Annotated in this window: 19 protein-coding genes; 5 read left to right on the top strand and 14 right to left on the bottom strand. The window is 60.0% G+C overall.

Features of this window, described 5'->3' with window-relative positions; translation table 11 throughout:
* Nucleotides 1-86: 86 nt before the first annotated feature.
* Nucleotides 87-1805: a bifunctional isocitrate dehydrogenase kinase/phosphatase gene (aceK, locus tag ACX3YD_RS24265; protein WP_090467738.1), complete on the bottom strand. Its 1719-nt coding sequence runs from the start codon at nucleotides 1803-1805 to the stop codon at nucleotides 87-89.
* 413 nt (nucleotides 1806-2218) lie between these two features.
* On the opposite strand from aceK, the gene ACX3YD_RS24260 reads away from it, so the two are divergent.
* Together ACX3YD_RS24260 and ACX3YD_RS24255 are read left to right on the top strand one after the other, a co-directional pair.
* Entirely contained in the window at nucleotides 2219-3844 is a 1626-nt protein-coding gene (locus ACX3YD_RS24260; RefSeq protein ID WP_458961234.1) for a methyl-accepting chemotaxis protein, read from the top strand.
* A gap of 70 nt (nucleotides 3845-3914) precedes the next feature.
* Nucleotides 3915-4823 carry a DMT family transporter gene (locus ACX3YD_RS24255; RefSeq protein WP_090467736.1) on the top strand — a complete coding sequence of 303 codons (909 nt, stop codon included), beginning with the start codon at nucleotides 3915-3917 and terminating at the stop codon, nucleotides 4821-4823.
* 107 nt (nucleotides 4824-4930) lie between these two features.
* Here ACX3YD_RS24255 and ACX3YD_RS24250 read toward each other — a convergent pair whose 3' ends face one another.
* The 10 genes from ACX3YD_RS24250 to cysK all read right to left on the bottom strand — a co-directional run bounded on the left by ACX3YD_RS24250 (nucleotide 4931) and on the right by cysK (nucleotide 16887).
* Nucleotides 4931-5899 carry a hypothetical protein gene (locus ACX3YD_RS24250; RefSeq protein WP_458961233.1) on the bottom strand — a complete coding sequence of 323 codons (969 nt, stop codon included), beginning with the start codon at nucleotides 5897-5899 and terminating at the stop codon, nucleotides 4931-4933.
* Entirely contained in the window at nucleotides 5896-6126 is a 231-nt protein-coding gene (locus ACX3YD_RS24245) for a hypothetical protein (RefSeq protein ID WP_458961232.1), read from the bottom strand. The genes ACX3YD_RS24250 and ACX3YD_RS24245 overlap by 4 nt, the downstream gene beginning before the upstream one ends.
* Nucleotides 6126-7058: a hypothetical protein gene (locus tag ACX3YD_RS24240; protein WP_458961231.1), complete on the bottom strand. Its 933-nt coding sequence runs from the start codon at nucleotides 7056-7058 to the stop codon at nucleotides 6126-6128. Before ACX3YD_RS24240 ends, ACX3YD_RS24245 begins: the two co-directional genes overlap by 1 nt.
* On the bottom strand, nucleotides 7055-10327 hold the full coding sequence (locus ACX3YD_RS24235; RefSeq protein WP_458961230.1) for a toxin VasX: 3273 nt from the start codon (nucleotides 10325-10327) through the stop codon (nucleotides 7055-7057). Before ACX3YD_RS24235 ends, ACX3YD_RS24240 begins: the two co-directional genes overlap by 4 nt.
* Nucleotides 10324-11157: a DUF4123 domain-containing protein gene (locus ACX3YD_RS24230; RefSeq protein ID WP_458961229.1), complete on the bottom strand. Its 834-nt coding sequence runs from the start codon at nucleotides 11155-11157 to the stop codon at nucleotides 10324-10326. The genes ACX3YD_RS24235 and ACX3YD_RS24230 overlap by 4 nt, the downstream gene beginning before the upstream one ends.
* Nucleotides 11154-13172: a type VI secretion system Vgr family protein gene (locus ACX3YD_RS24225; protein ID WP_458961228.1), complete on the bottom strand. Its 2019-nt coding sequence runs from the start codon at nucleotides 13170-13172 to the stop codon at nucleotides 11154-11156. The genes ACX3YD_RS24230 and ACX3YD_RS24225 overlap by 4 nt, the downstream gene beginning before the upstream one ends.
* 232 nt (nucleotides 13173-13404) lie before the next feature.
* Nucleotides 13405-14268 (bottom strand): DMT family transporter, encoded by an 864-nt coding sequence (locus ACX3YD_RS24220; protein WP_047526886.1) that lies wholly within the window; start codon nucleotides 14266-14268, stop codon nucleotides 13405-13407.
* Nucleotides 14269-14369: 101 nt separating this feature from the next.
* Nucleotides 14370-14534, bottom strand: a complete 165-nt coding sequence (locus tag ACX3YD_RS24215) for a hypothetical protein (protein ID WP_177329315.1) — start codon at nucleotides 14532-14534, stop codon at nucleotides 14370-14372.
* Between the two features lie 206 nt (nucleotides 14535-14740).
* A complete protein-coding gene (locus ACX3YD_RS24210) occupies nucleotides 14741-15679 on the bottom strand; it encodes an aspartyl/asparaginyl beta-hydroxylase domain-containing protein (protein ID WP_458961227.1) in 939 nt (312 codons plus the stop codon).
* Nucleotides 15680-15912: 233 nt separating this feature from the next.
* Nucleotides 15913-16887 carry a cysteine synthase A gene (cysK, locus tag ACX3YD_RS24205; protein WP_047526884.1) on the bottom strand — a complete coding sequence of 325 codons (975 nt, stop codon included), beginning with the start codon at nucleotides 16885-16887 and terminating at the stop codon, nucleotides 15913-15915.
* A 127-nt stretch (nucleotides 16888-17014) separates the two neighbouring features.
* Between cysK and ACX3YD_RS24200 the strand changes: the two genes are divergently transcribed.
* The 3 genes from ACX3YD_RS24200 to ACX3YD_RS24190 all read left to right on the top strand — a co-directional run bounded on the left by ACX3YD_RS24200 (nucleotide 17015) and on the right by ACX3YD_RS24190 (nucleotide 20317).
* Complete coding sequence (locus tag ACX3YD_RS24200; protein WP_047526882.1) at nucleotides 17015-18091, top strand: DUF748 domain-containing protein; 1077 nt, start codon at nucleotides 17015-17017, stop codon at nucleotides 18089-18091.
* 183 nt (nucleotides 18092-18274) lie between these two features.
* Complete coding sequence (locus ACX3YD_RS24195; protein WP_047526880.1) at nucleotides 18275-19120, top strand: AAA family ATPase; 846 nt, start codon at nucleotides 18275-18277, stop codon at nucleotides 19118-19120.
* Nucleotides 19121-19138: 18 nt separating this feature from the next.
* Nucleotides 19139-20317 (top strand): vWA domain-containing protein, encoded by a 1179-nt coding sequence (locus ACX3YD_RS24190; RefSeq protein WP_047526877.1) that lies wholly within the window; start codon nucleotides 19139-19141, stop codon nucleotides 20315-20317.
* A gap of 43 nt (nucleotides 20318-20360) precedes the next feature.
* Here ACX3YD_RS24190 and ACX3YD_RS24185 read toward each other — a convergent pair whose 3' ends face one another.
* The 3 genes from ACX3YD_RS24185 to ACX3YD_RS24175 are packed head-to-tail and all read right to left on the bottom strand — an operon-like array spanning nucleotide 20361 to nucleotide 22731.
* On the bottom strand, nucleotides 20361-21281 hold the full coding sequence (locus ACX3YD_RS24185; RefSeq protein ID WP_458961226.1) for a 5-oxoprolinase subunit C family protein: 921 nt from the start codon (nucleotides 21279-21281) through the stop codon (nucleotides 20361-20363).
* On the bottom strand, nucleotides 21278-21982 hold the full coding sequence (gene pxpB, locus ACX3YD_RS24180; protein ID WP_458961225.1) for a 5-oxoprolinase subunit PxpB: 705 nt from the start codon (nucleotides 21980-21982) through the stop codon (nucleotides 21278-21280). The genes ACX3YD_RS24185 and pxpB overlap by 4 nt, the downstream gene beginning before the upstream one ends.
* The gene (locus ACX3YD_RS24175; protein WP_458961224.1) at nucleotides 21979-22731 is read right to left on the bottom strand and encodes a 5-oxoprolinase subunit PxpA; all 753 of its coding nucleotides are present in this window, start codon (nucleotides 22729-22731) and stop codon (nucleotides 21979-21981) included. The genes pxpB and ACX3YD_RS24175 overlap by 4 nt, the downstream gene beginning before the upstream one ends.
* Nucleotides 22732-22752: the final 21 nt, after the last annotated feature.

Raw genomic sequence — 22752 nt, 5'->3', positions numbered from 1 at the left:
AGCGAGCACACAAATGGCGGCACCACGATCAAATGTGCGAGCTTGCTCGCGATAGCGTTGGACCCGACAACGCGCTTACAGATCAGTCATTCGTTATCCAGGCCTTTGCGCCGATACGGAAACACATCGATCACTTTGCCAGCGCGAATCGCCTCTTGCAGGCTTTTCCAGTAATCGGCGTTGTACAACTCACCATGCAGTTGATTGAACAGCTTGCGCTGCCCTGAATCGGCAAACAAAAACGGCGGGAACTCTTCAGGGAACACGTCCAGCGGCCCGATCGAATACCACGGCTCGGAAGCCATTTCGTCCTCGGGCGTGCGCGGCGCAGGAATATGGCGGAAGTTGGCCTCGGTGAGGAAACAGATCTCGTCGTAGTCGTAAAACACCACGCGACCGTGACGGGTGACACCGAAGTTTTTCAGCAACATGTCGCCGGGAAAAATGTTGGCCGCCGCCAGTTGCTTGATCGCCAGGCCGTAGTCGTCCAGCGCCTCGCGTACTTGCGCCTCGTTAGCGTTTTCCAGATACAGATTCAGCGGGGTCATGCGCCGTTCGGTCCAGCAGTGGCGGATCAGCACCGTGTCACCTTCCACCGACACCGTGGACGGCGCGACCTCCAGCAGTTCTTCCAGGCACGCCGGCTCGAACTTGCTCAGGGGGAAACGGAAGTCGGCGAACTCCTGGGTATCGGCCATGCGCCCGACGCGGTCGACGCTTTTCACCAGCCGGTACTTCTCGATCACCGTGGCACGGTCGACGTTTTTCGACGGCGAGAAGCGGTCCTTGATGATCTTGAACACCGTGTTGAAGCCCGGCAGGGTGAACACGCTCATGACCATGCCGCGCACGCCGGGGGCCATGATGAACTGGTCATCGGTGTTGGCCAGGTGGTTGATCAGCGCCCGGTAGAACTCGGACTTGCCGTGCTTGTAGAAACCGATCGAGGTGTACAGCTCGGCAATGTGCTTGCCCGGCAGGATGCGTTTGAGGAAGCCGATGAATTCTGCCGGCACGGGAACATCGACCATGAAGTACGAACGGGTGAACGAGAAGATGATCGACACGTCCGCCTCGTCGGTGATCAGCGCATCGATCTGGATACCATGGCCCTCGCGATGCAGCAGCGGAATCGCCAGTGGCCATTGTTCATCGGCGGTGTAGATGCGTCCCACCAGGTACGCGCCTTTGTTGCGGTACAGCACCGAGGAAAACAGCTCGACGCTCAGTTCCGGGTCCTTGCATACCCAGTCCGGCAGGTTCTCGCGCAACTGCGCTTCAAGGCGGCGCAGGTCGCCGGGCAAATCGGCGTATTCCTCGCTGAAGCGATAGTCGGCAAAGATGCTTGCCAGCATGCCCGACAACTGGCCATGGGGTTTATAGGTACGGGTTTGCGCGGCGCGGGCCCGGCGCAGGCTCGGCCGGGTGGTGTGGATGAACATGCAGCCGTCGCTGATCAGGTCATGGCTGAACAGCCCGCAGAAAATCGAGTTGTACCAGGTCTCGGACAGCTCATCGTCGAAACGCAGGTCGATCAGGCTGATGTAGGCGCTTTTCACCAGCGGCCAGGAGCTCACGTCCAGCGTGTCGGTATCAAATGCCGTGCGCAGGCGCTCTACGGTTTCGCTGACCTTGTCTTCGTACAGATTGATCCGCGCCGCCGAGGCCGACTGCGTCTCCTGCCACTGAGCCTGCTCGAAACGGGCCCGGGCGCCATCGGTGATCTGGCGAAAATGCTCGCGGTAATCGTCAAAGCCATCGAGGATCATTCGGGCGATGTCGGCGGCTGGCCATTGCTGCGGCATGGTGAGACCTCTGCGGGAATTCGGGAAGCCAGAGCTTAGCCACTGAAGCGGGTACAGGAGAAGCGTAATTTCGGCCGACACTTGGACAATTGGTTGGGTCAGCAATGTTTTTTCGTTTTTTTTAACTCGACCGTTTAGTCAGGAAAAAATCGCCTCACACCTCAATGGCCTGATGAATCGACTCATCCGCAACCCTCGCACCGAGCGGCTTGTCGATCCAATCAAGCCATCAGCTCATCCACCCCAACCTCTGCTCTTCATCGCCCTCCTCTCTGCGCTCGGCCTGAAACGGCACGAAGGTCGGCCTTACCAAAATAGTGGCACTTTGATATATACGCCACCTTCACCCGCCTAAAAACAAGATCTTCGGTCAACGAGGACTACCTCTCCTAATACACCAAAGGAATAATTTCATGCCGTTAAGGAATCTTCGCATTGGTTTGCGTGCAAGTTTGAGTTTCGCCGTTCTGGCCAGCCTTCTGGTACTGGTCGGACTGTTCGGCATCGGTCAGATGGCGACCCTTCGTGAAAGCGCGAGGGTTCTTGAAGAAGTGTGGATGCCGAGCAGCGAGAGCATCCACGACAGCGCGGCCAACATTGCAACCATCCGCCTGGAATCGTTGCGGATGAGGACCAGCAACCTCAGCCAGGTCAAGGAAACAAGCAGGGGGATCATCAGCGCTCAACGCCAGGAATTGCTCCAGCGCCTCAACGATTACGCAGCCCTGCTGTCCAGCGATCAGGAACGGAGCATGCTCGACAGCCTGAAGACAACTGTCGCCAAGTACCTGTCACTCGTCGACCAGATTATTGTCCACATCGACGCCGGCCATGACAGCCAGGCATACGATCACCTCAACGTCGAAATGAACGCGCTGGGTAGCCTTTTGGATAAAACCCTGGAGTCGATGATCAGTCTCAATCAGCAAGGTGCTGATGCCGCGGCCACAGCCGCCACGTCGTTGTACCAGCGCGCACAATGGATCGTCAGCACGATCATCGTCATCGCATTGATTGCCACCCTGTTGCTGGCCTGGGCATTGACCCGCAGCATCACCACGCCGATCAATCAGGCATTGAACGTCGCGCGCCGAATTGCCTCGGGCGACCTCAGCGGCAAGATTGTCAGCGATGGCAAGGACGAAGCTACGCAGTTGCTCGATGCCCTGGCCGACATGCAGGGCAACCTGCGCTCGACCATCCACGGCATCAGCGAATCGGCCCAGCAACTGGCTTCTGCGGCCGAGGAAATGAGTTCGGTGATGGAGCAAAGTACCCGCAGCCTGCAACAACAGAATGACCAGATCGAAATGGCTGCCACCGCCGTCACCCAGATGAGCACGGCGGTGGATGAAGTCGCTGCCAATGCCGTGTCCAGCGCTGAAGCTTCGCAAGCGTCGAACGAGGACAGCAAGCACGGGCACGTTCAGGTCAGCGAAACCATCACCTCGATTCAGGGCCTTGTCAGCGAAGTGATCAGCGCATCGGAACAGGCCCAGGGCCTGGCCGATCAGGCGCAGGACATCAGCAAGGTACTGGAAGTGATCCGCGGCATCGCCGGGCAGACCAACCTGCTGGCACTCAACGCCGCCATCGAAGCGGCGCGGGCCGGTGAAGCCGGACGCGGATTCGCCGTGGTGGCCGACGAGGTGCGTTCGCTGGCGCAGCGCACGCAGAACTCCACCGAAGAAATCGAGCTGATGATCACCAACATCCAGCAAGGCACCGGGACCACGGTCGGTGCTTTGCAAAGCAGCGCCGAGCATGCGAACCAGACCTTGCGTCGGGCCAACAGCGCCGGCAATGCGCTGGAGAAAATCACTGCGTCGATTTCGCAGATCAACGAGCGCAACCTGGTGATTGCCAGCGCGGCCGAACAGCAGGCGCTGGTGGCCCGGGAAGTTGATCATAACCTGGTGAACATCCGCGATCTTTCGACCCAGACCGCCGCTGGCGCCACCCAGACCTCGGCCGCCAGTCATGAATTGTCGCGACTGGCCGTCGACCTTAACGGCCTGGTGACACGCTTTGTAATTTGATGCCGGTTTTTCGGTTGCCACCGGCAAGGCGCTCGGCAACACTCTCGTCCCGATCAAGAAGGAGTGTGCCGTGAGCCCTGCCGATATCGTTCGTTTACTGTCGCTGGCGGCCATCTGGGGTGCGAGCTTTCTGTTCATGCGCATCATTGCCCCGGTGATTGGCAGCCTTCCTACCGCTTTTTTCCGCGTATCGATAGCCGCCGCCGGACTGCTGGTGATTCTCGGCCTGATGCGCATCAGCTGGGACTTCAAAGGCAAGCTCAAGACCGTGATGCTGCTCGGCGTGATTAACTCCGGGATTCCGGCGACGCTCTATTCGGTGGCGGCACAGGTGCTACCGGCCGGCTATTCGTCGATTTTCAATGCCACCACACCGTTGATGGGCGTGTTGATCGGCGGTCTGTTCTTCAGTGAAAAACTCACCGCTGCCAAGCTCGGCGGGGTTTTTCTCGGACTGCTTGGCGTGGGCGTGCTGACCCGCGCCGGCCCGGTGGCGTTCGACCTGCAATTGCTGATGGGCGCCCTCGCCTGCCTGCTCGCCACCACTTGCTACGGCTTTGCGGGGTTTCTGGCCCGCCGCTGGCTCGATCACGCCGGTGGTCTCGACAGCCGTTTGTCGGCACTGGGCAGCATGCTCGGCGCGACGTTGTTCCTGCTGCCCCTGTTCGGCTACAGCGTGATCAGCCAGCCGCCGGCGAGCTGGGGCGGCTGGAGTGTCTGGCTGTCCTTGCTGGGGTTGGGGCTGGGCTGCACGGCGCTTGCCTACATCATTTACTTCCGCCTGCTGAGCTCGATTGGCCCGGTGAAATCGATGACCACGACCTTCCTGATCCCGCTGTTCGGCGTGTTGTGGGGTGCGCTGTTTCTCGATGAACCGCTGTCGATGGCGCACATCTATGGCGGGGTGTTGATTGCGGCGGCGTTGTGGTTAGTGTTGAAACCGACGGTGGTGAAAGCAGCCCAGGTGACCGCCCGATAAACCGCTGGCGTTTTCAAGGACGTCTTCGCTGGCGAGCCAGCGGATTGCCCGCCAGTGACGGGATGGGCTGTTTTTGATCGGCTCACCGCGACCCTGGATATTCGCCATCACGCCAACTCCCGCTCGGCCTGCGCGGCCAGTTCGGCTTCGCGTTCGGCGATGGCGGCTTCCAGTTCCGGGGAGCGTTTGGCCCATTGTTCGGGTGGCAGCGGTTTTGACCATTCGGTGATGTCGGGATAGGGCAAGTCGGGGGGTGGCGATAATTTCCATTCCTGCAACATCATCGCCAGCGGACCACCTAGAAATATGGCCCCGATGACCAGCCACAGCGCCTTGCCCACTTCCTGCGCGACCAGGTATCGCCTGATGCCATCCAGATATTCACAGCTAATACCCCAAACGACGTTTCTACCCCGCAGCTTTTCTCGCCCGCCTTCAAAGTCATTTGTGACTGGCAGAGCCTGCGGCCCTATCTCCATATAGCTGCGCATACACTCCCACAACGCCATCGCCGTGGTGCCGCCGCCGCAGTTGAAACCCAGTGAAAAATGCTTGTTGTCTTCCCCGGCCTGCGGGTCCGGGTTTTCGAAGCCAATGATCAACAAACCCATGGTGGCGCGACCGGCCTGACTGACCGACGACTGCTGGGTGGCCGCGGCGGTCACGGTTTCCCACGGGACAATCCAGTACTCGCCATCGTCGCGCGGGATGCAGACTTCTCGACGTTGGCGGTTAAAACGCACGGGGAGAGGGACTTCGCGGAAGAGGCCGTGGATCAAGATCAGTACTGGAATACCCAAAATGATCGCCCCCAGGATCAAAACATCCTGGCTGAAATCAGAGTCGAGATTTCGCGTGAAGAAGGACATGGCTAAAAACACCATCAGCGTGGGCCACATCACCATCACCGCAGAGCCGATGCTGTAGCTGCCAACATCCAAAAACACCTCGTTCTTGCGCCAGACGATGTTGAGCACGTCCAGCGGTTTTTCTCCGGTGGGGATGGGCAACGGCGCCAGATAGTCATTGCGCGAAAACAGCCGCTTTTTCGTGCTGCCTGCCGGGGGCGTACTCATCGCTTGTCCTTGGGTTGCAGGTAAATTGCGCCGGGGCGGCCTTCGCCGAGCGGGTAGTTCGGTACCCGATCCAGTTCAGGCGTCGGGTCCGCCCATAGGGCGGTCACGCCCGTTGAGTGATTCAGGGTAAAAGCCAGCCCTCGCTCGCCGCCGATGAAGTGTTGGGCGCCGAGCATGGCGGTCAATGGCGTGCGATAACGCACACGCAGGCCTCGGATATGCGCCATCACGCCAACTCCCGCTCCGCCTGCGCGGCCAGTTCCGCCTCACGCTCGGCGATGGCGGCTTCCAGTTCCGGGGAGCGTTTGGCCCATTGCTCGGGAGGCAAGGGTTTTGACCATTCGATGATGTCGGGATAGGGCAGATCGGGCGGATAAGAAAGTTTCAAGTTCTGAAGTTTCTCCGCCAAGTAAGTGCCCAAAATCGTGATGCAGAAAACGCCCCAAAAAACGCCTAGCAGATTGCCCTTGCGCAAGTCGGTGATGATCGAACCAATTTGTGTTTCTTCGTAGGGAGCGATGCCGACACGACTTTCAGGAACCGCCTGCGGACCGACCTCCATATAACTGCGAACGCACTCCCACAACGCCATCGCCGTGGTGCCGCCGCCGCAGTTGAAGCCCAGTGAAAAATGCTTGTTGTCCTCCCTGGCCTGCGGGTCCGGGTTTTCAAAACCGATGATTAATAAACCCATTGTGGCGCGACCGGCCTGACTGACCGACGATTGCTGGGTGGCGGCGGCGGTCACGGTTTCCCACGGGACAATCCAGTATTCGCCATCGTCGCGCGGGACGCAGACTTCTCGGCGTTGGCGGTTGAAGCGCACGGGGAGCGGGACTTCGCGGAAAAGGCCTTGGATTATAAAAATAGCTGGGATGCCAGTGATCACCCCTCCCCCGATAAGAGTAAAGGTGCTCAGTTCAGGTGAAATATTTCTGAGTCCATAAGCCAGAGATAAAAACAACATCACCCCCGGCCACAACACCATCACCGCAGAGCCGATGCTGTAATTGCCAACATCCAAAAACACCTCGCTCTTGCGCCAGATGATGTTGAGTACGTCCTGCGGTTTTTCTCCGGTGGGTATAGGCAACGGCGCCAGGTAGTCATTGCGCGAAACCAGCCGTTTTTTCGTGGTGCCTGCCGGTGGCGTACTCATCGTTTGCCCTTGGGTTGCAGGTAAATCGCGCCGGGATGGTCCTCGCCGAGCGGGTAGTTCGGCACCCGATCCAGTTCAGGCGTCGGGTCCGCCCACAGTGCGGTCACGCCCGTTGAGTCATTCAGGGTGAAGGCCAGCCCCCGCTCGCCGCCGATGAAGTGTTGGGCGCCGAGCATGGCGGTCAATGGCGTGCGATAGCGCACACGCAGGGAAACCGTGGCGGGTTGGGAGCTCAGAACATTACTCAGCGTGTTGAACGGGCCACTCAGGCGCAGGCCCTGCCCTTCCTTGAACGGTATCCACTGGCAGGCGCTGCTGGCCAGCCAGTGCGGTGTCAGGTCGCGCCAGGGACGCAGTGGCTTGAAATGATCGCGCCGGCCGGTTTTGATCTGTTCACGGTAGTTCAGGCTGTCCACCGGATCACCGACCATGCTCAGTTCCAGGTAGACACTGTCGGGTTCGGCACCTGGCAAGTCGAGGGTCAGGTGATTGATGGAACTGTAATACTCGAGGCGGGAAGGGCCATTACCATGGTTGGACTTCAAGTTGCTTTCCATGCTGATCCGAGGCGCATACAGGATGAAGTACAACCGGTCGAGTTCATCCTGCTGGGCTTTGGGCGGGATTGGCTGCAGATCGTTGGCCCGCGCCTTTGACCAGCAGCAGTTGTTCAGGAAGTTTTGCAGCGGGGTTTTCTGCAGGATACTGGTGATCAGGTACAGCACGCCCAGTATGAGAATCAGCCAGTTCAACGGTCCCATGTACAGCGTGTAACGCAAGATGGCGACATCGACGGTAATTGATCCTGCCAGGGCACGAGCGGTGTAGCCAAACCCTAATAACGCCTGGGTGCCGAAAGTCGCTATTTGCCCACCGACCACGGTTTGGCGCATCTCCAGCCACGGATCGACTCGATTTTGGGCGTTTTCCAACTGTTTTTGCAGGGATTGGAATTCGTTTATTGCTGCGCCAGTAGAGAGCGCACCAATCACCCCACCAAACAGAGTAAGTGCGGGAGCCGCAGATGAGCGAATAAAAAACCGATCCTTCCCCAATCCCTTCCGCACCTGACTATCAACCACCGCCACCAACGCCGCCCCCGCATATAACGTCGCCGAAATCGTGTCATTGACCCGCCGGCTGTCCATCCCCTCCAACACCCCGGCCTGACTCAAATAGTTATTCGCATTGACCACGTTCAACAACAACGCCGCCAACGGCACCACCCCACCACTGTTGGCCACCACCGGCGATTGGATGATCCGCCCCACCTGCCCCGCGCCAATGGCCTTGCCGGTTGCCCTGGCCCATTGGCCCAGCGCTTCGGCCTGTTGGCCCAACAGCTTCGCCACTGGCCGGCCCGCCTCGGTGACAATCTGCAAGCGCGTGTCGTTGCCCAGGCGCGCGGCGACAAAGATGCCCATCCAGGAACGGCCGAGGCCGCTGTCACCCTTGAGCAGCAACAGCGCCGCCGCCAACCGGTTGACCAGCACGCTCCATTGGCTGCCGACGTCCCGCGCCATGTTGGCGATGTCGCGCAGGGTCGGTTCGCTCAACGGCGCCAGCGCCTGATGGGTCGCGCTGAGGTTGTCGGAGGCCAGGGCGGCCGTCAGCTCGCTCAGGCGCGAAGCACTGTTAACGGCCGCATCGATGGAGGGTGTCCAGGCGTTGAACAGTTGCTTCAGGGCGCCGCCGTCAGGGGCGCGGATGTAGTCGGCGTATTGTTCGGCCCCCTGGGCGCGGATGCACTGGGCGGTCAGGCAGCCGGTGGCCAGTTCGGTCAGCCAGCGGCGCGTCTCCAGGTCGTCGTAATCCACGAACCAGGTGCCGCTGTGTGAGCGCTTGAGGTACAGGCCCCGGTCGGCAAACAGCGCGGTGTGACGTTGCTCCAGATGTTGGTAGTGCCCCGCGGCGGTCTGGGTGAACCAGGTATTCATCGCCTCGAGGTCGATGTATTTGCCGACCTTGGCACTGAAGAGATGGTTATTGAGGTTGGCGTGCTTTTCGGCGCGGTATTCGCGGACGACGAATTCTGCTTCGGTGTACAGGTCCTCCGGAATAAAGGCCCGCACCGGGGCGACGATGGCGGCGATACGTGCGTCGCGCTCGGCGGCCTGGGCCTGGGTGGGCTGCCCGCCGTATCGACGGGCCTGGGTTTCCGCCTTGAGCTCTTCGTCCAGCCGATGCTGGGTGTCGAGCATGACCTGGCCCTGGGCCGGCGTGAGGTTGATCTCATGCGCCTTGTAGCGGTAGCTGATGGACCCGGCCAGTTCGGCGCCGTCCTCGCTGATCAGGCTGCGCACGAACCCGCCGATGCTCAGGCGCAGATTATTCTCGCCCAGCCATTTTTCGTGGTTCGCCTCCAGCCATTCCTGTTCGTGATTGATGTCACGCAGCACACCCAGGTCGTCGTCGAGGCAGGCGAAAACGGCGAACAGCCCCTCGGTTTGTGCCGTGGCGCCGTCCAGCCAGTCCTGAGTGCCCTGCCCCTCCCACGGCTCGGCGCTCCACTGCCCTGGCGGCTGGTCGCTGGCATCGGGATGCTCAGCGAGGATGCGTTTGCGCTCACGGGCGCGGTGCATGGCGTCGGTGTAAGCCTTCATGTTGCCTGGGGTCGGGTCCTTCAGCACGGCTTCGCCCAGCGCGTCGGTATCCTCGGCGCCCCGCTTCAGGTCCGCTTTCAGGGCGCGGGCGAAGGTGTCGGGGAGCAGTTCAGCCATCACCTCGGCGGCTTGTTCCAGCGGCGGGCAATGTTTCGCTTGCAGTTCGTTGGCCACGGTACGCAGGGCGATATGGCGCATGTGTTCACGGCGCAAGGCGCTGCTGTCACTCAGCGCCTTGCAGTACTCGGGGTTCAAGGGGAATTCGCTGTAGAGCATCCAGGCATCGTGGATTTTTTCCAACGCCAACCCCGACAGGGGAGCGTTGAGCAGCAGCGTTTCATCCTCGTCCAGTGCCTGTTCCTTGAACTGGCCAGAGCGCGAGACGCCATAACGCTTGAGCGGCCCCTGGTCCTGCCACAGATAAACAAACCCGGCACGCAGGCGTCGCACCGCCATGGGCCGGCCCTGGGTGGACACGCCGGGGGCGCAGCAGGGGTCAGTGGCCTTTTCCTCGGCCAGGGCATAACGCACGGGCACGACGAAAAGCTCCGCCTGGCTGGCGAGGCACGGCATCAGCGTACAGTTGATATCGATGTGAGGCTGCGCCTTGGCGGCGCGCTCGGCCTGGGCGGCTCGATCAATCCAGGCCAGTTGCTCTGCGCTCATAGGGAGAACTCCTTGTCGGTGACCTGCCGCCGCGTCAGTTCGGCGTTCAGGTTATCCAGCCGTTGCCTGGGCGACAGGCCGGGCTCGGTCAACATGTTTCGGTAACTGGCGTGAGCCGGCGCATCGGGAAAGTCGGTGCCCAGCAAAGCCTGGAAGCGAGCCCAGAGCAGGACCTCATCGATGGCGCTGTAACCGTGACGGCCGGCATGCTGCTGACAGTGCGACGCCCACTGTTGCAATGCCTCGTCGTCCAGCCCTTGCAGGTACTCGGGAAAGTTACGCTGACCGTGTTCGATCAACTGCTCAGCGAAGTGCTGACGCTGGGCGCTGCCCAAGTGCTCCAGCTGATGCGCGGACAGCAACAGCCAGGGCTCATGCGCATAGAGTGCAGCGGGTTGATCGGGATTCTCCTGGTGGATCTCCAGTTCCGGGAGCCGGATCAGTCGCACAGGTCCCATCAAGCGATCACGTTCGAAAGCGGGCAGCGAGGTTAGCCACAAGGCCGCGATCCGGGGGTCGTGGTAACGGAACAAGACCGTGACATCCCCTTCGACACGCACGTGAATCAGGCTGCGTAAATGTCCAAGCACGACCTCTTCCTGCGCCTCTGACTCCAGCCAGATGCCGCAGGTCGTGCTCCACTCCTGGAAAAAGCGCTGGGCCAGCGGGCTATCGGGAGAAACAGGCACCAGGGCCGGCCCGACTTCCTCCAATGGGCCATAAGCGGTGTTGCGGTAGAGTGACCGGAACGTCGTGCTCCCTAGCTCAAACAGACGCTCGGGCAGACGTTCAATGCGGGTTCGATCCAGCAGCAGATACGCCTGACTCATGTCGGTTTCTCCGCCAGTTTTTGACACACGGCGCAAATCGGAGCGGCCATCTGCGCCGCCTGAGCCAATGCCCGTTTTTGCGCGGCCAGTGATAGCACAAGCTGTTGCGACGCTACGGGGAGTAATGAGCCAGCCGCCTGCGGCGCTATCCCGGGTACCGGCACCCCGCCTTCGACAAGGGCTACGCTGCTGAAAATCCCCGCGGAGTTGATGATCAAGTGATGGCCGCCAGCCGTGAGCGTCAGGCTGGCCCCCGCATCAATCACCACGTTGTTGGCGGTGACACGGGCCTGCGGCCCGGCCTGAATCACCCAGGCGCCTTCTGTGGTCGTGCTGCTGTTGCCGGTGATGTTGACCAGCTCATCGCCGCCGATCACCGTATTGCGCGCGCCTTGGATGGTGCGCGACTCGTCGCCCTTGATCAGGCAGGTGCTGTGATTATCCACCTGCTCGAAACGGTCGTGGCCAATCCGGGTGTCGCTGTCATTGAGAACCCATTGCTCGAAGTCACGCTGCGCCCGCAGGTAGATTTTTTCCTGCCCGGCGCGGTCTTCGATCGACAACTCGTTGTACCCCCCGGTGTGCGGGGAGCTGTGGCTGCGCAATACGGTTTTGGTCTTGTGCTCGGGCAGCGGGTAAGGCGCCGAGTTGACCTTGTTCATCACGCAACCGGTAATGAGCGGATGGTCGGGATTGCCCTCCAGGAAGGTGACGACCACTTCCATTCCGACACGCGGAATGGTCACGGAGCCAAAATTTTCACCTGCCCAGTTACTGGATACCCGCAGCCAGCAACTGCTTCTTTCACTGTTGAGTCCGGCCCGGTCCCAATGGAACTCGACTTTGACCCGACCATACTCATCGCAATAGATCTCCTCGCTGGCAGGTCCGGTCACACGGGCGGTCTGACTCACCAGTGGCATTTTTCGCGTCCGCATTGGCGGTCGGTAAAACACATCCCATGGAATGACGCTGAAGCTGTTGCGATAGCCCTGGTTAAAGCCGTCCCCGGACTGGGCGTCGCTGGTGATCGCCTCTTCCAGAGACTGTGGCTGTTTTCCAGCGTGTGTCACGCTGAGCAACAGCCACAGACCGTTGCAGCGTTCACGCGGATGCTCGGTCAGGGTAAAAAAGTGACCACTGCGCAGCGTCGCCTGATCGCTCTGGCCCTCGAACAACCGGTAATCAACACGGTGCCGCTCCAGGGCCTGGCGAGCGAGTTGATCACCATGCTTTTCATTCTTGATCAGTACCGGGTAGCAATAGTCTTCAAGCTTGGGGCTGAACTCGGCAGCGAAGCAGCTTTCCTGCATCACACTTGGGCGCTGGAAGTCATAGTGCCTGCGCGTGGTGGTGCTGGTGCGGGTGCGATACCTCATGGAGAACTGGTTGACCACGGGGTGATCCGCCACCATGCCGGAGTCTTGTCGATAGGATGTATCGGCCAGTGTCGGGAACCAGGTCTGATCGTCGGTGAACACCAGCAAATGACCGTCCGGCGAATGCTGGAAATGCCACGCGATACCGTCCTCGGCGCACAGCCGCTGAACAAATTCGTAATTATTTTCCCCGTATTGAGTGCAGTATTCGCGCTCCGGGCTGGTGCTGACATGGAAGGCGAACGCATCGGCCTGAATGCCGTGCCCCTTGAGCACCTGAGCGATGATTTGCGGCACCGTCTGCTTCTGGAAAATTCGTTGATCGTGGCTGAACTGCAAGTAGTGCAGCGCCGGGACGAGGCACAGGTGGTAATGGGTCAGACGCTTGCCGGTTTCACCGACGACCACCTCTTCGATATGGCCATGAAGACCTTCGCCGTCGAGACCGAACTGAAGGAACGCGGGCTGACCGAGCAGACTCTCCGGATCGACATTCGGATTTTCGCTGACCAGTTCAACCTGGATCGCGTACAAGGCGCTGATGGCCTCTACACCGTCAAAGGAGAGGACTTTGAAATCATTACGAACAGCGGGAATGTGCAGCGCGAAATGCGCCGTATTGGCCGACCTGAACATACGCTTATCCCTTATCAAGCGCGATGTGCAAACCGTCCCTGGTTGTGCACGCAAAAAATTGGCGGGCACGTTAACAACGGGGCAAACAGATTGATGTAGGAAGGGTCTTGGAATGCGGTCAGACCGTTCCGTCTTGCTAGAGCCTGAGTCAATTCATGAGAGGGGGGAATGATCTGGACTGGCCAAGTCACGGCATGACAAGCCCGACGCAACACGCCGGGCCTGTCCAGCTTTACGCCGTCTTACGGAAGACAAACACCAGACCAACAATGATCAGCAACATGCCGAGCAGGCTCAGCAGTGCCAGGCGGTTGCCGAAGAACAGATAGTCCATCACCGCGGTCACCGCCGGCACCAGGTAAAACAGACTGGTGACGTTCACCAGATTGCCCCGGGCGATCAAGCGGTAGAGCAACAACGTCGCCAATACCGAGACCACCAGGCCCATCCACAGCACCGGCACGATAAAACCGCTGCCGTGCTCGAAGTGAAACGGCTGGAACGGCACGAATATCCCGCACAACAGCAGCCCGGCGAGGTACTGCACCGGCAACGTGCCGAGGGGATTGTCGGTGATGCGTTTTTGCATGATCGAGCCGAACGTCATGCTCACCAGAGCCAGTAACCCGAAGAGCATCCCGGCCAGCGACATGCCGGCCAGGCCGATGCCCTGATAGACCACCATGATCAACCCGGCCAGGCCGAGCGACAGGCCGAACATCCGGCTGGCCGATCGCTGACGCTCCATGATCACCACGGTGAGAATGGGTTGCACGCCCATGATCGTCGCCATCACGCCTGGGGTGACTTTCAGGTCCAGGGCCAGCAGATAGAAAATCTGATAAGCCCCCAGCAACACCACCCCGGTGGCCATGGCATACAGCATCGGCTTGCCGCCCTTGGGCAGCTTCAGCTTGAGCAAGGGCACCAGCAGGATCAAGCCGCACAAGGCAATGACAAAGCGGATGAACAGAAAGGCAAAGGGCGACGCGTGAGCCAGCCCCCATTTGGAGAAGATCGCCCCACTGCTCCAGAGCAGGACGAACAGACTCGTGGAAGCCGCCGCGAGCGCGGACTTTTTCGAAAGGACAAACATGAATACCACCTGTAGTCAGGCAAGAAGCCAACTCAGCCGTAGCTGAAATTCAGTCGTGTATTTTTTTCAGGCAGGCACCGGGGAGCAGCAGAAAACGCTGATCAGCCCGAAACGCCAACACCTGGCGGCGAGACCACCGCGCACACTGGCGTGCGACTGACAGGAGGAGGGTAATGACTGATCTGCCCCGGCTGCTGATTCCCGCACGGCACGACGCCAGCGTTGACCGCTGAATCGACTACCGCGTTGATGAGGGATGCAGGCATGGGCTGATCTTTTCTCGAGGGATGAAAAAGTGAGTCCTGAAACTCACCGTGCGCCGACTATAACCAGCGTGAGACATGAATTGCAAATAAGTTGCGTTGAAGGTCGACCCGTTGATGTTGTCGCCCGAATCTCTTGGATTTTCCACCAGAACTGACGAAACAAGCGATCGCTGCGGGAGCCGGCTTACCGGCTCCCGCAGGTTTATTCAGCCAAACAACCAATACCCCAACAATGTCAGCACCACCACCGCCAACACCGGGCGCAGCACTCGGTAGGCCTTGGGGTTGCGACGCTTCCACTGCTTGATCCCACCGCTGAGTTTGTCACTGAAGTGCTTGCTCCAGGCGTAGGCCTGGTTGATCCCGCCGACGCGCTCGTCGTCCAGGTTCTGCGGCGCGGTTGCACGCCCCAGCAGGCCGCTGACCCAGCGATTGATACGGGTCATCAGACGGCTGCTCAGCGGTCGTTCGATGTCGCAGAACAGGATGACCCGTGTCTTCTCGGTTTCGTTCTTGACCCAGTGCACGTAGGTTTCATCGAACATCACGTCTTCACCGTCGCGCCAGGCGTACACCTGACCGTCAACGAAAATGCGGCAATCGTCGGAGTTCGGCGTGGACAGGCCGAGGTGATAGCGCAGGGAACCGGCGAACGGGTCGCGATGCGGATTGAGGTGGCTGCCGCCCGGCAACAGCGCAAACATCGCGCCCTTGACGTTGGGAATGCGGCTGACCAGCTCCACGGTTTTCGGACACAGGAGTTCGGCCGACGGCAAGGGTTTGTCGTACCACTTGAGGTAGAAACGCTTCCAGCCTTTCTTGAAAAACGAGCCGAAACCGGCGTCGTTGTTCTTCTCGGCGGCGCGAATGTAGCCCTCGTCGAACAGGTGCATCGCTTCGTCGCGAATGACTTCCCAATTGTCCTTGAGCACATCCAGTTCAGGGAACTTGCTGCGATCCAGGTAAGGTTTCGACGGTACGCCGGAGAACAGGTACATCAGGGCGTTGTAGGGTGCGAACAGCGCCGAATGATTGACGAACTGTCGCAGCACCGGCAACCGTGCCTTGCCACGCAAATGCACATAGAGGGTGCTGCCCAGAAAAAGCAGCAAAAATGACGCTTTCGCGGCAAAGGAAAAGGTCATCAACAACTCCTTGGAAATAGACACTGTTGCACAACGCCATTCACCCGGCGCGGCAGCCGGCATGATAAACACTACCGACCTCAGTAAACACCCGCGGGATTCGACATTCAGTGTTGAGGATTGCGCAATAAATGCTTATTAACACAAGACTCTTGAACATTCGCTGACCTGAATCAGTCTCCCGCGGTGCAAGGGCACGCGTCCCTGCGGCAGCACCATCCGGCGTCCGGGTGTTACTGCTGAGTCTCCTGCTCGGTGAACAGATCGCTGAACAGCATGCTCGACAGGTAACGCTCCCCGGAGTCCGGCAGGATCACCACAATGGTCTTGCCCTGCATTTCCGGGGTTTCGGCCAGCCGTACCGCCACCGCCATCGCGGCCCCGCAGGAAATGCCGCACAAAATCCCCTCTTCCTGCATCAAGCGCAGGGCCATGGCCTTGGACTCCTCGTCGCTGACCAGCTCCACCCGGTCGACGATCGACAGGTCCAGGTTCTTCGGCACAAAACCGGCACCGATGCCCTGGATCTTGTGCGGGCTCGGCTTGATCTCTTCACCGGCCATTGCCTGGCTGATCACCGGCGATACCGCAGGTTCCACCGCGACCGAGATGATCGGTTTGCCCTGGGTATTCTTGATATACCGCGAAACGCCGGTAATGGTTCCGCCCGTTCCGACGCCTGCCACCAACACATCGACAGCGCCGTCGGTGTCGTTCCAGATTTCCGGGCCGGTGGTTTTTTCGTGGATGGCCGGGTTGGCCGGGTTTTCGAATTGCGCCGGCATGAAATATTTCGACGGATCGCTGGCCACAATTTCGCCAGCCTTTTCGATCGCGCCTTTCATGCCCTTGGCTGGTTCAGTCAGTACCAGTTCGGCCCCCAGGGCCTTGAGCACCTTGCGTCGCTCGATACTCATGGACGCCGGCATGGTCAGCATCAATTTATAGCCACGTGCGGCGGCGACGAAGGCCAGGCCGATGCCTGTATTACCGGAGGTCGGTTCGACAATGGTCATGCCAGGTTTGAGTTTGCCGGTGCTTTCGGCGTCCCAGATCATGTTCGCGCCGATGCGGCACTTGACCGAATAACCGGGGTTGCGCCCTTCGATCTTGGCCAGGATGGTCACACCGCGCGGGGCGATACGGTTGATCTGTACCAGCGGCGTATTGCCGATGGAATGGGCGTTGTCAGCGAAAATGCGGCTCATGACTGGGTCCTTACTACAGCATTTGATAAGCGCACAAAGGTATGCCTGTTGGTCGTGGGCGTCCAGTCAGGCGAACGTCCGCGGGCCGGCGCAGTCAATCGCTATAGTTCGCCAGAGAATTGCCATCATGAAACGTCGATACAGCTGGCCCCTATGGACCTTCGCAGGCCTCGTCGTACTGTTGGTTGCCCTGCACATCGCCCTGCCCTACCTGGTGCGCAATTACCTTAACGACAAGTTGGCGGACATGGGCGAATACCGTGGGCAAGTCACTGACGTGGACCTGGCCTTATGGCGCGGCGCCTACAAAATCAACGGCCTGAAAATCGTCAAAGTCGACGGCAAGGTGCCAGTACCGTTCGTCAATGCGCCGCTGATCGACCTCTCGGTCAGTTGGCATTCGCTGTGGTACGACCATGCGGTGGTGGCACAGGTGCAGTTCATCAACCCCGAGGTGAACTTCGTCGATGGCGGTGCCAACAAGCAGAACTCCCAGACGGGCCGGGGCACCGACTGGCGCGCCCAACTGGGCAAATTGCTGCCGATCACGCTGAATGAAGTGCGAATTGATGACGGCAAGATCAGCTTCCGCAACTTCAATTCCAAACCCCCAGTGAACATGAACGCCACCAAGGTCAACGCCAGCATCTACAACCTGACCAACGTGGTGGATACCGAAGGCAAACGCGACGCCCGCTTCGAAGGGAAAGCCCTGTTGCTGGGGCATGCGCCACTGGAAACCACCGCGACCTTCGACCCGTTGAGCAATTTCGAAGACTTCGAGTTTCGCCTGCGGGCCAAGGACATCGAACTCAAGCGCATGAACGACTTCGCTTCGGCCTACGGCAAGTTCGATTTCAATGGCGGCCATGGTGACGTGGTCATTGAAGCACAGGCCAAAAAGGCCAAATTGACGGGCTATATCAAACCGCTGCTCAGGGATGTCGACGTGTTCAACTGGCAGCAGGATGTGGAAAACAAGGACAAAGGGATTTTCCGCTCCATCTGGGAGGCCATCGTCGGAGGCTCCGAGACCGTGCTGAAAAACCAGGGCAAGAACCAGTTTGCCACCCGGGTTGAACTCAGTGGCAACGTACATCAACAAGATGTCAGCGCGTTCCAGGCGTTTTTGCAGATTTTACGTAATGGATTCATTCAGGCATTCAATGCCCGCTACGAACGACCGAAGCCGGATGCCGGTTAATATCCAGATGGATATGCCCGGTGACCGCCGCGACCCAGTCAGGATGTGACGCTCCATTCAGAGACTGAATAAGCCGTCTGCGTTCACAGTCGACCGGGCACCGCGTTATAGTCGGGGTTGACCTATTTTATTGCGCCCCGCCCTGCCTCGTTCAGGTCGGCGTTACCGTTCGAGGATTAGCAGATGAAGTTCGAAGGCACCCAGGCCTACGTCGCCACCGATGACCTGAAGCTGGCGGTCAATGCCGCCATCACCCTGGAGCGGCCGTTGCTGGTCAAGGGCGAACCAGGCACCGGCAAGACCATGCTCGCCGAGCAACTGGCCGAATCCTTTGGCGCCAAGCTGATCACCTGGCACATCAAGTCCACCACCAAGGCCCATCAAGGCCTGTACGAGTACGACGCGGTCAGCCGCCTGCGTGATTCGCAACTGGGCAACGAAAAAGTCCACGACGTACGCAACTACCTGAAAAAGGGCAAGCTCTGGGAAGCCTTCGAATCCGAAGAGCGGGTGATCCTGCTGATCGACGAAATCGACAAGGCCGACATCGAGTTCCCTAACGACCTGCTGCAAGAACTCGACAAGATGGAGTTCTACGTTTACGAAATCGACGAGACGATCAAGGCCAAGAAACGCCCGATCATCATCATTACCTCCAACAACGAAAAAGAACTGCCGGACGCCTTCCTGCGCCGCTGCTTCTTCCACTACATCGCGTTCCCCGACCGCGTCACACTGCAGAAAATCGTCGACGTGCACTACCCGGACATCAAGAAAGATCTGGTCAGCGAAGCCCTCGACGTGTTCTTCGACGTGCGCAAGGTGCCGGGCTTGAAGAAGAAGCCATCGACCTCCGAACTGGTGGACTGGCTGAAACTGCTGATGGCCGACAACATTGGTGAAGCCGTGCTGCGCGAACGCGATCCGACCAAGGCCATCCCGCCGCTGGCCGGCGCCTTGGTGAAAAACGAACAGGACGTGCAACTGCTTGAGCGCCTGGCGTTCATGAGCCGTCGCGGCAGTCGTTGATCATCTGGGGCAAATGCCATGCTGCTCAATCTGTTCAATGAAATGCGCGCAGCCAAGGTCCCGGTCTCGGTGCGCGAACTGCTGGACCTGATCAACGCGCTGAAACAGCGGGTGACCTTCGCCGACATGGACGAGTTCTATTACTTGTCACGGGCGATCCTGGTAAAGGACGAAAAGCATTTCGACAAGTTCGACCGAGCCTTCGGGGCGTACTTCAACGGCCTGGAAAAGCTCGACGACCATTTGCAGGCCCTGATCCCCGAAGACTGGCTGCGCAAGGAATTCGAACGCTCCCTGACCGATGAAGAGCGGGCGGCGATTCAGTCCCTTGGCGGTCTGGACAAGCTGATCGAAGAGTTCAAGAAGCGCCTGGAAGAGCAAAAGGAACGCCATGCCGGAGGCAACAAGTGGATTGGCACTGGCGGCACCAGCCCGTTCGGCTCCGGCGGGTTCAACCCGGAAGGCATTCGGGTCGGCGATGCCGGCAAGCGCCAGGGCAAAGCGGTCAAGGTCTGGGACCAGCGCGAATACAAGAACCTCGACGATTCGGTGGAACTGGGCACGCGCAATATCAAGGTGGCCCTGCGCCGCCTGCGCAAGTTTGCCCGCCAGGGTGCGGCGGAAGAACTGGACATCGACGGCACCATCGATCACACCGCCAAGGACGCCGGCCTGCTGAACATCCAGATGCGACCCGAGCGACGCAACACGGTGAAGTTGTTGCTGCTGTTCGACATCGGCGGTTCGATGGACGCCCATGTGAAGATCTGCGAAGAACTGTTCTCGGCCTGCAAGACCGAGTTCAAGCATCTGGAATATTACTATTTCCACAACTTCATTTATGAATCGGTGTGGAAGAACAACATGCGCCGCACTTCCGAGCGTACGTCGACCCAGGACGTGCTGCATAAGTACGGTGCCGACTACAAAGTGATCTTCATCGGTGACGCCGCCATGGCGCCCTACGAAATCACCCAGCCCGGCGGCAGCGTCGAGCACTGGAACGAAGAAGCCGGCTACGTGTGGATGCAGCGGTTCAAGGAGAAGTACAAAAAGCTCATCTGGATCAACCCGTATCCGAAAGACACCTGGGGCTACACCTCCTCGACCAACATTGTGCGGGACTTGATCGAGGACCAGATGTATCCACTGACCCTTCGCGGGTTGGAGGAAGGAATGCGGTTTCTGTCCAAGTAATCCCGTTGCCCTGTAGGAGCTGGCTTGCCAGCTCCTACCTGGGTCAACTGAACCAGCGCAGGTAATCGATGTGCTCGCGGTGCGCCACGTCCTGCACCACTGGCCGCAACCGCACCTGTGCCCCCGGCAAACACTGCGCCAGCCGCGCCAGCGCCAATGGCGTCAACGCCCCCAATCGTGGATAGCCGCCAATGGTCTGCCGATCATTGAGCAGCACGATCGGCTGCCCGTCCGGTGGCACCTGAACGGCGCCCAGCGGGATGCCTTCGGAAATCATCGGTTTGCCCTGGTACTGCAACGCCGTGCCCAGCAGGCGAATGCCCATCCGGTCGGCGCGACTGTCGATGTGCCATGGGTTGTTGAACGCATCGAACAGGCTCTGGCCACTGAACTCGCCGATTTGCGCTCCCAGCACCAGGTCCAGCGGAGCCTCCAGCTGCAAATCCGGTCGCAGGTCCGCCGACAACTCCCGCAGCAGCATCACCGAGTTGCCCGAATAACCGAGCGAGTCATCCTTGCCCAACGGGCGGCCCATGCCATCCAGGCCACCGAGTGCTTCGCGCACCACCGTCGCGCTGCTACCCAACACCTTCGGCGCATCAAACCCGCCCGGCGCGGCCAGATAGGCCCGGGCACCGAGCAACGGCTGGGTAAATTGCAGTCGTTGACCTTTGTGCAATCTGAAACTGCGCCACGGCGCCAGCGCCTCACCGTCCACCCGTGCGCCAAGATCGGCCCCGGCCAGCGCCAGCACGCAATCATCCTCGGCCACCACGGTGAACCCGCCGAGGGTGATTTCGATCACCGGTGCATCCAGCCGGTTGCCCAGCAGCCAGTTGGCCCAGGACAGGGAACGCCAATCCAGCCCACCGCCCTGAGTCACGCCCAGGTGCCGCACGCCAAAGCGCCCGGCGTCCTGCAACAGGCACAGCGGCGTACTGGCTTCAATCGTCAAACGGCTCATGCCTGGCCCTCCAATGGCGTGTCATCACCGCCCAGGTTAATGAACTCGGCGTGACCCACCGCTTCGAAACGCACGGTGTCGCCCGGCTGCATCAGGCTGTAGCCGTCGCGGTGACGGTCGAACAGCTTGGCCGGCGTGCGACCGATCAGGTTCCAGCCCCCCGGCGACACCACCGGGTAGGCGGCGGTCTGCCGTTCAGCGATGCCGACACTGCCAGCGGCAACTTTCTTGCGCGGGGTGTCCAGGCGCGGCGCGGCCAGCACTTCTTCCACCAGCCCCATGAAAGCGAAGCCAGGCGCGAAACCCAGGGCGAACACCTGATACTCACGCTGGCTGTGCCGACGGATCACCTCTGCCACCGTCAACCCGCTGCGCTGTGCCAACAGGGTCAGCTCCGGGCCGACGCTCAAGTCGTACCAGACTGGCAGCACGTGGCAGGAGCCACGCGTACGGGCGTTGGGCGACAAATCGATCAAGGCTTCGGCAATCACCTCCCGTGCCTGGGCCGGACTCAACGCGACAAGGTCGTAATGCACCATCAGCGTGGTGTAGGACGGCACCAGATCGATCAGATGTTCACCGAACGCGCTGCGCAGACTTTCGCTGGCGGCGAGCATCCACGGCATGTTGGCTTCAGCGATTTCATCGAACAGACGCACCATCAGACAATCCAGCGCGACCACTTCCACCCGCAGTTTCATGACGCGCTCTGCTGATTCAAGGCTTCGCGGATGCGCCGCACGGCGGCCACCGAACTGGCGTTGTCGCCGTGTACGCACAGGGTGTTGGCCTGCAAGGGCAAGGCGCTGCCGTCGCTGGCGGTGAGGGGGTCGCCACGGGCAATGATCAGCGCCTGCTCAATGATTCTCTCCGGCTCATGGTGCACGGCGCCCGGCAGTTGCCGTGATACCAGCATCCCGGCGCTGTCGTAGGCGCGATCGGCAAAGGCTTCGAACCACAGGGTCACGCCATATTCATCGCCCATCTGCTGCGCGGCGCTGTTGTCGCGGGTGGCCATCAACATCAACGGCAAGCTGCGGTCATAACTGGCCACGGCCTGCAACACTGCACGCAATTGCGCCGGGTTGGCCATCATGTCGTTGTACATCGCGCCGTGGGGTTTGACGTAACTGACCCGACCACCCTGGGCCCGGCAAATGCCATCGAGGGCGCCGACCTGGTAATGCAGGATGTCCTGGAGTTCCTGGGCCGCGTAAGCCATGGAGCGGCGGCCGAAGCCCACCAGATCCTGATAGGCCGGATGGGCGCCAATTTGTACGCCATGGCTGAGGGCCAGGCTGACGGTCTTGCGCATGATGCTCGGGTCGCCGGCATGGAAGCCGCAGGCGATGTTGGCGCAATCGATAAACGGCATGACCTCGGCGTCGAGACCCATGGTCCAGTTGCCGAAACTCTCGCCGATGTCGCAGTTCAATAGCAGGCGGCTCACGGTGAACACTCCTGTAGGCAT

The organism is Pseudomonas fluorescens group sp. PF-1, from assembly GCF_054481335.1.
Note: the sequence above shows the minus strand (reverse complement) of the source record. Positions and strands in the feature narration are given on the sequence as shown.

Coding starts and splice junctions, on each gene's coding strand:
- ACX3YD_RS24195 (WP_047526880.1), top strand. CDS start 18,275: ATGAAGTTCGAAGGCACCCAGGCCTACGTCGCCACCGATGACCTGAAG.
- ACX3YD_RS24220 (WP_047526886.1), bottom strand. CDS start 14,268: ATGTTTGTCCTTTCGAAAAAGTCCGCGCTCGCGGCGGCTTCCACGAGT.
- pxpB (WP_458961225.1), bottom strand. CDS start 21,982: ATGAAACTGCGGGTGGAAGTGGTCGCGCTGGATTGTCTGATGGTGCGT.
- ACX3YD_RS24240 (WP_458961231.1), bottom strand. CDS start 7,058: ATGAGTACGCCACCGGCAGGCACCACGAAAAAACGGCTGGTTTCGCGC.
- ACX3YD_RS24200 (WP_047526882.1), top strand. CDS start 17,015: ATGAAACGTCGATACAGCTGGCCCCTATGGACCTTCGCAGGCCTCGTC.
- ACX3YD_RS24230 (WP_458961229.1), bottom strand. CDS start 11,157: ATGAGTCAGGCGTATCTGCTGCTGGATCGAACCCGCATTGAACGTCTG.
- ACX3YD_RS24260 (WP_458961234.1), top strand. CDS start 2,219: ATGCCGTTAAGGAATCTTCGCATTGGTTTGCGTGCAAGTTTGAGTTTC.
- aceK (WP_090467738.1), bottom strand. CDS start 1,805: ATGCCGCAGCAATGGCCAGCCGCCGACATCGCCCGAATGATCCTCGAT.
- ACX3YD_RS24190 (WP_047526877.1), top strand. CDS start 19,139: ATGCTGCTCAATCTGTTCAATGAAATGCGCGCAGCCAAGGTCCCGGTC.
- cysK (WP_047526884.1), bottom strand. CDS start 16,887: ATGAGCCGCATTTTCGCTGACAACGCCCATTCCATCGGCAATACGCCG.
- ACX3YD_RS24225 (WP_458961228.1), bottom strand. CDS start 13,172: ATGTTCAGGTCGGCCAATACGGCGCATTTCGCGCTGCACATTCCCGCT.
- ACX3YD_RS24235 (WP_458961230.1), bottom strand. CDS start 10,327: ATGAGCGCAGAGCAACTGGCCTGGATTGATCGAGCCGCCCAGGCCGAG.
- ACX3YD_RS24245 (WP_458961232.1), bottom strand. CDS start 6,126: ATGGCGCATATCCGAGGCCTGCGTGTGCGTTATCGCACGCCATTGACC.
- ACX3YD_RS24250 (WP_458961233.1), bottom strand. CDS start 5,899: ATGAGTACGCCCCCGGCAGGCAGCACGAAAAAGCGGCTGTTTTCGCGC.
- ACX3YD_RS24185 (WP_458961226.1), bottom strand. CDS start 21,281: ATGAGCCGTTTGACGATTGAAGCCAGTACGCCGCTGTGCCTGTTGCAG.
- ACX3YD_RS24215 (WP_177329315.1), bottom strand. CDS start 14,534: ATGCCTGCATCCCTCATCAACGCGGTAGTCGATTCAGCGGTCAACGCT.
- ACX3YD_RS24210 (WP_458961227.1), bottom strand. CDS start 15,679: ATGACCTTTTCCTTTGCCGCGAAAGCGTCATTTTTGCTGCTTTTTCTG.